Here is a 6605-nt window from a genome sequence, read left to right as displayed (position 1 = left end):
GGGTAGGAGCGGCGCAAGCCGCGGCCACGGAACGCGCAGAAAACGCCGGTCCAGCGTCATCGCTCGAAGCGCACAAACGCTCGTCGCTCGTAACTCGCGCCCAAACAGAAAACGGGCCCGAAGGCCCGTTTCCTTTCACCATTGGCTAGCCGAAAAAATCAGCAGCAGCCGTGATCTCCATGCCGATCGCCGCTGTCGGCCACCGCGGCCACGCCGGTGGTCTCGCCGCGCTGGCTCGCCAGGTGATGCTCGGCGACCACGCGGGCGACGCAGGCGGTCACCCGCTTGCCCATCGGGATGTGCAGGAACTCGTTCGGGCCGTGCGCGTTGGAATGCGGGCCGAGCACGCCGGTGATCATGAACTGCGCGCCCGGGAATTTCTCGCCGAGCATGCCCATGAACGGAATCGAGCCGCCTTCGCCCATGTACATCGCCGGCTGGCCGAAGAATTCGCGGCTCGATGCGTCGATCGCGTTCGACAGCCACGACGACATCGCCGGGGCGTTCCAACCGCTCGACGACTTCTCCAGTTCCAGGGTCACCTGGGCGCCGTTCGGCGGATCGCGCAGCAGCACTTCCTTGAGCAACTCGCCGGCGCGCTTACCGTCGAGGGTCGGCGGCAAACGCAGCGACAGCTTCACCGAGGTGTGCGGGCGCAGCACGTTGCCGGCCGAGGCCAGCGCCGGCATGCCGTCGACGCCGGTGACCGACAAGGCCGGGCGCCAGGTGCGGTTGAGCACCAACTCGGCCAGGTCGTCTGGCGCGTTCTCCTTGAACATCGGTTGCATGCCGGGCAACAGCGGGAACTTGTCGTAGACCGCGGTGCCGAGCACCTTGGCGGCCTGGCGCGCCTGCTCCAGGCGCTCAGGCGGCACGTCGACGTACAGGCCTTCGATCAGGATCTTGCCGTTACTCTCGTCTTCCAGGCGCGACAGCAGCTGGCGCAGCAGGCGGAAGCTCGACGGCACCACGCCGGAGGCGTCGCCCGAATGCACGCCTTCGCTGAGCACCTTGACGGTGAAGTTGCCGCCGGCCAGGCCGCGCAGCGAAGTCGTGCACCACAACTGATCGTAGTTGCCGCAACCCGAGTCCAGGCAGACCACCAACGAGGGCTTGCCGATGCGGTCGGCCAGGTGATCGACGTAGACGGGCAGGTCGTAGCTGCCGGACTCTTCGCAGGCCTCGATCAGGATCACGCAGCGCGCGTGCGGCTGCTGTTGTTCCTGCAGGGCCAGGATCGCCGCCAGCGAGCCGAAGATGGCGTAGCCGTCGTCGGCGCCGCCGCGGCCGTAAAGCTTGTCGCCCTTGATCACCGGCTTCCACGGGCCCAGGTCGTCGTCCCAGCCGGTCATCTCCGGCTGCTTGTCGAGGTGGCCGTAGAGCAGCACGCAATCCTCGTCGCTGCCGCCGTGGGCCGCCGGAATATCGATGAAGATCAACGGCGTACGGCCTTCCAGGCGCACCACCTCGACCTGCATGCCCGGGATCGACTGGGCGCGAGCCCAGGTTTCCATGAGCTTGACGGCATCGTCCATGTAGCCGTGCTGGACCCAGTCGGCGTCGAACATCGGCGACTTGTTGGGGATGCGGATGTATTCGACCAGTTGCGGGACGATTTCGTCGTCCCACTTCTCGCTGACGTAGCGATCGACCTTGCTGGCGTCCATTGACGGACCTCTGGAGCGGGGAAGGGGGGCATTTTACGCCTCCCGGGCCGTGTAGGACTTTTCCTACCCTGCGCTGCGGCATCCCCCGGCTTCGCACAGGCGTCTGCGGCGATAACCTGTGCCGGTCGAGACATGGAGACTGTCTCCACCGGCGGACACAAGGACTCAAGGACGTAAGGCCGCCGGCCAGGAACGGAATCCACTCTCAGGAGCTTTAACCATGAAATCGTTTGCCCTCATCGCAAAGTCGCTGGTCCTGTCGCTGATGCTCGCCGGCAGTGCCTTCGCCTCGGAAAAGGTCAATATCAACAGCGCCGACGCGGCCACGTTGGACCGCGTACTGCTCAACATCGGGGCCTCCAAGGCCGAAGCCATCGTCGCTTACCGCAAGGCCAACGGGGCCTTCCGCAGCGTCGAGCAGCTGGCCCTGGTCAAGGGAATCGGTCTGAAGACGGTCGAAAAGAATCGGGAACGCATCGTGGTCGGCGGCGCCGCTCAGGTCCGCCCGACCAACACCGCCGGAGCCATCGCGGCCCCGCGCGCTGCCAGCAAGCGCTGAACAAGTCTGCCGATGCCGTAAGGACGCGGGGTCGGCAGCTAATCGGGCAAGGAAGCCCGAAAGGATTCGGGGGGAGGTCCCTGGACACGGAAGTACGTTGCCCCGCCCCAGAGGGATCTGCGGCGGGGCACACCCTTGTTCGGGATTCGGGATTCGGGAGTCGGGAAGGGCTTCGGGCTTCGGGCTTCGGATTTTCGGGGTAGGAGCGGCGTCCTACTGGATTTCCTTCGGTCACAAGCCGCGACCGCCATCTCCCGGCCCGCTTGATCCAGCCTGCAACCCGCACCAGCCCCCTGTAGGAGCGGCGTAAGCCGCGACCCGACCCGGGCCATAACACCCTGGCTACCGCTTCCCCCGACGCCTTCCGGCCCTTGGCCGCGCGATCATGGTTCGATCGCTTTATCCCGACCTTCTCCCGCTTGGGCCAACCCGGCCCAACCACTAGACTGCGCCTTCGTTCAGCCGCAGCCACGCCCATGCCCGACCGCCTGACCTGGTCCATCCCCGCCAACGAGTATCGCCGCGAACGCTGGCGCAACCAGTTCGGCTGGACCCGCGAGATCGTGCGCATGAGCCGCCAGAACGAGGCCGGGCTCGATCGCCCGATCCCGGGCGAGGACTGGGATTGGCGTCTGTCGATCGCCGAGATCGAGCGCGATGCGCCGTTCTCGGCGTTCCCGGGGATCGACCGCGAATTGGTCCTGCTCAGCGGCAACGGCCTGCGCCTGCGTTTCGACGACGGCGAGGTCCATGAGCTGCTGCCGCCGCACGACAAGCTGCGTTTCGCCGGCGAACGCGCGGTGCAGGGCGAACTGCTCGACGGCCTGACCCACGACTTCAACCTGATGTGGCGCCGCGACCGGGTCCGTGCCGAGCTGTGGCACCGCCCGCTGGTCGGGCCGATGGTGATCTTCGCCGAACCGGGCCAGACCTGGGCGGTGCATCTGCTGGCTGGCCAAGCGCGGTTCGCCGACGACTCCGGCCTGCCGCCGCTGGAAGCCGGCGACACCGCGATCCTTGCCGCCGGCAGCGAACGCCTGCGCAACGTGCTCGAAGGCGGTGGCGAGGTGCTGTTGGTGCGGGTGGCCCCGCTCGACTGAATCCGCACAGGACGGTCTGCACCTCACGCCGAGAGCCGCTACCTCCTCAATAGCGGTCATCCCCCAAGAGCCGTTACCCCCAACAGCCGTCATCCCCAAGCCGTCATCCCCGCGTAGGCGGGGATCCAGAGATCTGGGCATATTCCCCCGATCCGTTACGCCCTTGTTCGGCTGAGTCGGCCTGGCGTATGCGAAGCAAACCAAAGCAAATCCCCCGCGCTCCGACCCTCACTCAGCAGCGATGCGCGCGCCGGGCGTCGGCCCCCTTTGTCAAAGGGGGCGATGGTTCACGCGCTCGAGATCACTCAGTACGTATCGCGCCGAGAGTCGTCATCCCCAAGAGTTGTCATCCCTCAAGAGCCGTCATCCCCGCGAAGGCGGGGATCCAGAGATCTCGGCGTATTCCCCCGATCCGTTACGCCCTTGTTCGGCTGAGTCGGCCTGGGTGTATGCGAAGCAAACCAAAGCAAATCCCCCGCGCTCCGAACCTCACTCAGCAGCGATGCGCGCGCTGGGCGTCGGCCCCTTTGTGAAAGGGGCGATGGTTCCTACGCACGAGATCACTCAGCACCCCAGAATCAGAACCCACATCCCCAGCAGCCACCATCTCAGGATCGGTCATCCCCGCGATGATTCAGACGCCCGAGATCGCTCAATACACATCGCGCCGATAGCGACCGTCTGCGGCCATGGCCTCCAGCGTTTCCACGCCGACCGCTTCATGCAGCACCGCTTCGACGCCTGGCGCCATGCCTTCGAGGCTGCCGCAGACATAGACGGCTGCGCCTTGCGCGATCCATTCGCGCACCGCGTCCAGATGCTTGCGCAACACATCCTGCACATAGGTCCGCGACTCGCCGTCGCGCGAGAACGCGTAGTCGACGCGTTCGATCGCGCCGTCGGCCTGCCAGGCGTCGAGTTCGGCGCGGTAGTGCAGGTCGCAGGCGGCGTTGCGTTCGCCGAACAGCAGCCAGTTGCGGCGATACCCCGCGGCGATCCGGGTCTTGAGCAGCGCACGCAGGCCGGCCAGGCCGGTGCCGTTGCCGATCAACAACACCGGGCGCGCATCGCTCGGTGCATGGAAGGAGGGGTTGCTGCGGATGCGCAGGTCGATCGCCGTACCTGGTGCCGCATGTTCGGTCAGCCAGCCGCTGCCGCTGCCGTAGCGGCCGTCCTCGTAACGCATCTGGCGGACCAAGAGTTGCAGCGAACCGTCGGCAGGCACCGAGGCGATCGAGTACTCGCGGTGCGACAGCAGCTTGAGCGCATCGGCGATGGCCTGCGCACCTTGCCCCCGCACGGCATTGGGATCGGGCAAACGCGAGCGCGCCAGCAAGGCCGACAAGGGCTCCTGCGCATCTGCGTGCCGCACGATTTCGGCGCCGTCCAGGCTGAGCGTCGCCAGCCACTGCACGACATCGGCGGCGCTGTTGCGCGGCCCGATCTCGGCGATATCGCCAGCGCGCCAATCGAGCGCGTCGCCGTCGGCCGGCACCAGACCCAGTCGGAACACCGGGCCGCCGACGCTGCCGGGGTTGGACAGCAGACGTTCCTGCAGATGCCAGGGGCGGTACGAAGGCGCGCTCCAGTCGGGCAGCTCGGTATGGCCGGCCAACAGGCCCAGATGGTGCTGCCAATGGCGCAGAGCGCCGGGTTCGCTGTTGTCGACCTCGACCAGATCGAACAGAGATTGGGCGCCGGAATGCCGCAACCAGTGGTCGAGACGATGGCCGAACGCGCAGTACTCGGTGTACTCGCGGTCGCCGAGGGCGAGCACGCCGTAGCGTGTGGCCGACAGTTCGCCTGCCTGCGCCATGACTCGTCGGACGAAGCCGGCCGCGCTGTCGGGCGCATCGCCTTCGCCGGTGGTGCTGACGACGAACAACACGCGCGGATACCGCGCCAGTTGCGCCGCGTCGAGGGTGCCGAGCACGGCGAGGTCGGCGCTCAGGCCGGCATCGCGCAAGGCCTCGTAACTGCGGCGTGCGAGTTGTTCGGCGAAACCGGTCTGGCTGGCGAAGGCGACCAGCCAATCGCCGCGTTGTTGCGCGGAGATCGCCGGCAAGGCCTGCGCGCGCGCACGTCGCGTCCGCGAGACGGCGATGGCGGCTACGAAGCCGGCATACAGCGCGGCGACCGCGCCCGCCGCCCACACACGGCCACGTCCGGGGAAGCTCCAACGCAAGGGTTCGGCCTGCCATTGCGACAAACCGATCGCGAGCGCGACCAGCGCCAGCACGACCAGCAGATTGCCGAGGACGCCGAGGTCGAAGCGCCGGCGCGGTGCGGTCGCCACGGTGCTCATGCGCTGCGCTGCCGGGCGACGAACGCCGGCGTGGTGCGAGTGACGAAGCCCTCGCCCTCGCGCAGCACGAACAAGGCGGCCAGGCCGTGGCGGTTCGCGTAGGCCATGCCGGCATGCGCGCCGAGCACGGTCAAGGCGGTGGCGAGGGCGTCGGCCTGCATGCACTGCGCGTGCAGCACGGTGACCGAAGCCAGCGGGTGCGCGATCGGCCGGCCGCTGCGCGGATCGAGGGTGTGCGAATAGCGCCGGCCGTCGGCGTCGAAATAGCGGCGATAGTCGCCGGAGGTCGCGATGGCGAGGCCGTCGAGCGCGATCACCGCGGCGGCTTCGTCGTCGCTGCCACCGGGTTGTTCGACCGCGACGCGCCACGGTGTCGCATCGGGTTTGCGCCCGTGCCCGCGCAACTCGCCGCCGACTTCGACCAGGCAATCGGCGACGCCTTGTTCGAGCAGATAGTCGGCGACGCGGTCGACGCCGTAGCCCTTGGCGATCGAGGACAGGTCGACGTAGGCGCCGCCGGGTTGTTCGAGCGTGCGCGCGGCGGCGTCGAAGCGCAGCCGGCGCCAGCCCACACGCGCTTGCGCGTTCGCCAACACGATCGCGTCGGGTGCGGCCTCGCGTGCGCCGGCAGGGCCGAAACCCCACAGATCGACCAGTGGGCCGATGGTCGGGTCGTAGGCGCCGTCGCTGTCGGCGGCGAGCGCGAGCGCGGCCGCCATCACTTCGGCGAATTCGGCCGGCAGCGCGTGCACACTGCCGGCGCCGGAACGGTTGTAACGGCTGAGGTCGGAATCGCTTTCCCAGGTGCTCATCTGGGCGACGACTTGATCGAGCCGCGCCTGGATGCCGCGTTCCAACATCGGCAGCGCGCTGGCGCGGGCGATCAACTTGACCGACCAGCGCGTGCCCATGGTGATGCCGTCGAGCGCGTGCAGCGACGCCGCCTCGGGCGCATCCCATGCGCCCGACCACGT

The 6605-nt window shown here is 67.8% G+C and carries 5 protein-coding genes; 2 read left to right on the top strand and 3 right to left on the bottom strand.

All coding sequences use genetic code 11. The annotated features are described in order from the left end of the window. Positions 1-158: 158 nt before the first annotated feature. Entirely contained in the window at positions 159-1667 is a 1509-nt protein-coding gene (locus ACTJJK_RS10385; RefSeq protein ID WP_440730144.1) for a M20 family metallopeptidase, read from the bottom strand. Positions 1668-1887: 220 nt separating this feature from the next. Here ACTJJK_RS10385 and ACTJJK_RS10380 point away from each other — a divergent pair, with 220 nt between their 5' ends. Together ACTJJK_RS10380 and ACTJJK_RS10375 are read left to right on the top strand one after the other, a co-directional pair. Then, positions 1888-2226, top strand: a complete 339-nt coding sequence (locus tag ACTJJK_RS10380) for a ComEA family DNA-binding protein (RefSeq protein ID WP_036149553.1) — start codon at positions 1888-1890, stop codon at positions 2224-2226. A 476-nt stretch (positions 2227-2702) separates the two neighbouring features. Further along, positions 2703-3326 (top strand): HutD/Ves family protein, encoded by a 624-nt coding sequence (locus ACTJJK_RS10375; RefSeq protein WP_031373679.1) that lies wholly within the window; start codon positions 2703-2705, stop codon positions 3324-3326. 652 nt (positions 3327-3978) lie between these two features. Here ACTJJK_RS10375 and ACTJJK_RS10370 read toward each other — a convergent pair. Continuing rightward, positions 3979-5631 (bottom strand): sulfite reductase subunit alpha, encoded by a 1653-nt coding sequence (locus ACTJJK_RS10370; protein ID WP_440730143.1) that lies wholly within the window; start codon positions 5629-5631, stop codon positions 3979-3981. Continuing rightward, positions 5628-6542: an FAD:protein FMN transferase gene (locus ACTJJK_RS10365; protein ID WP_223619976.1), complete on the bottom strand. Its 915-nt coding sequence runs from the start codon at positions 6540-6542 to the stop codon at positions 5628-5630. Before ACTJJK_RS10365 ends, ACTJJK_RS10370 begins: the two co-directional genes overlap by 4 nt. Positions 6543-6605 lie beyond the last annotated feature (63 nt).

The organism is Lysobacter sp. 22409, from assembly GCF_052045105.1.
Taxonomy (GTDB): domain Bacteria; phylum Pseudomonadota; class Gammaproteobacteria; order Xanthomonadales; family Xanthomonadaceae; genus Lysobacter; species Lysobacter antibioticus_B.
Note: the sequence above shows the minus strand (reverse complement) of the source record. Positions and strands in the feature narration are given on the sequence as shown.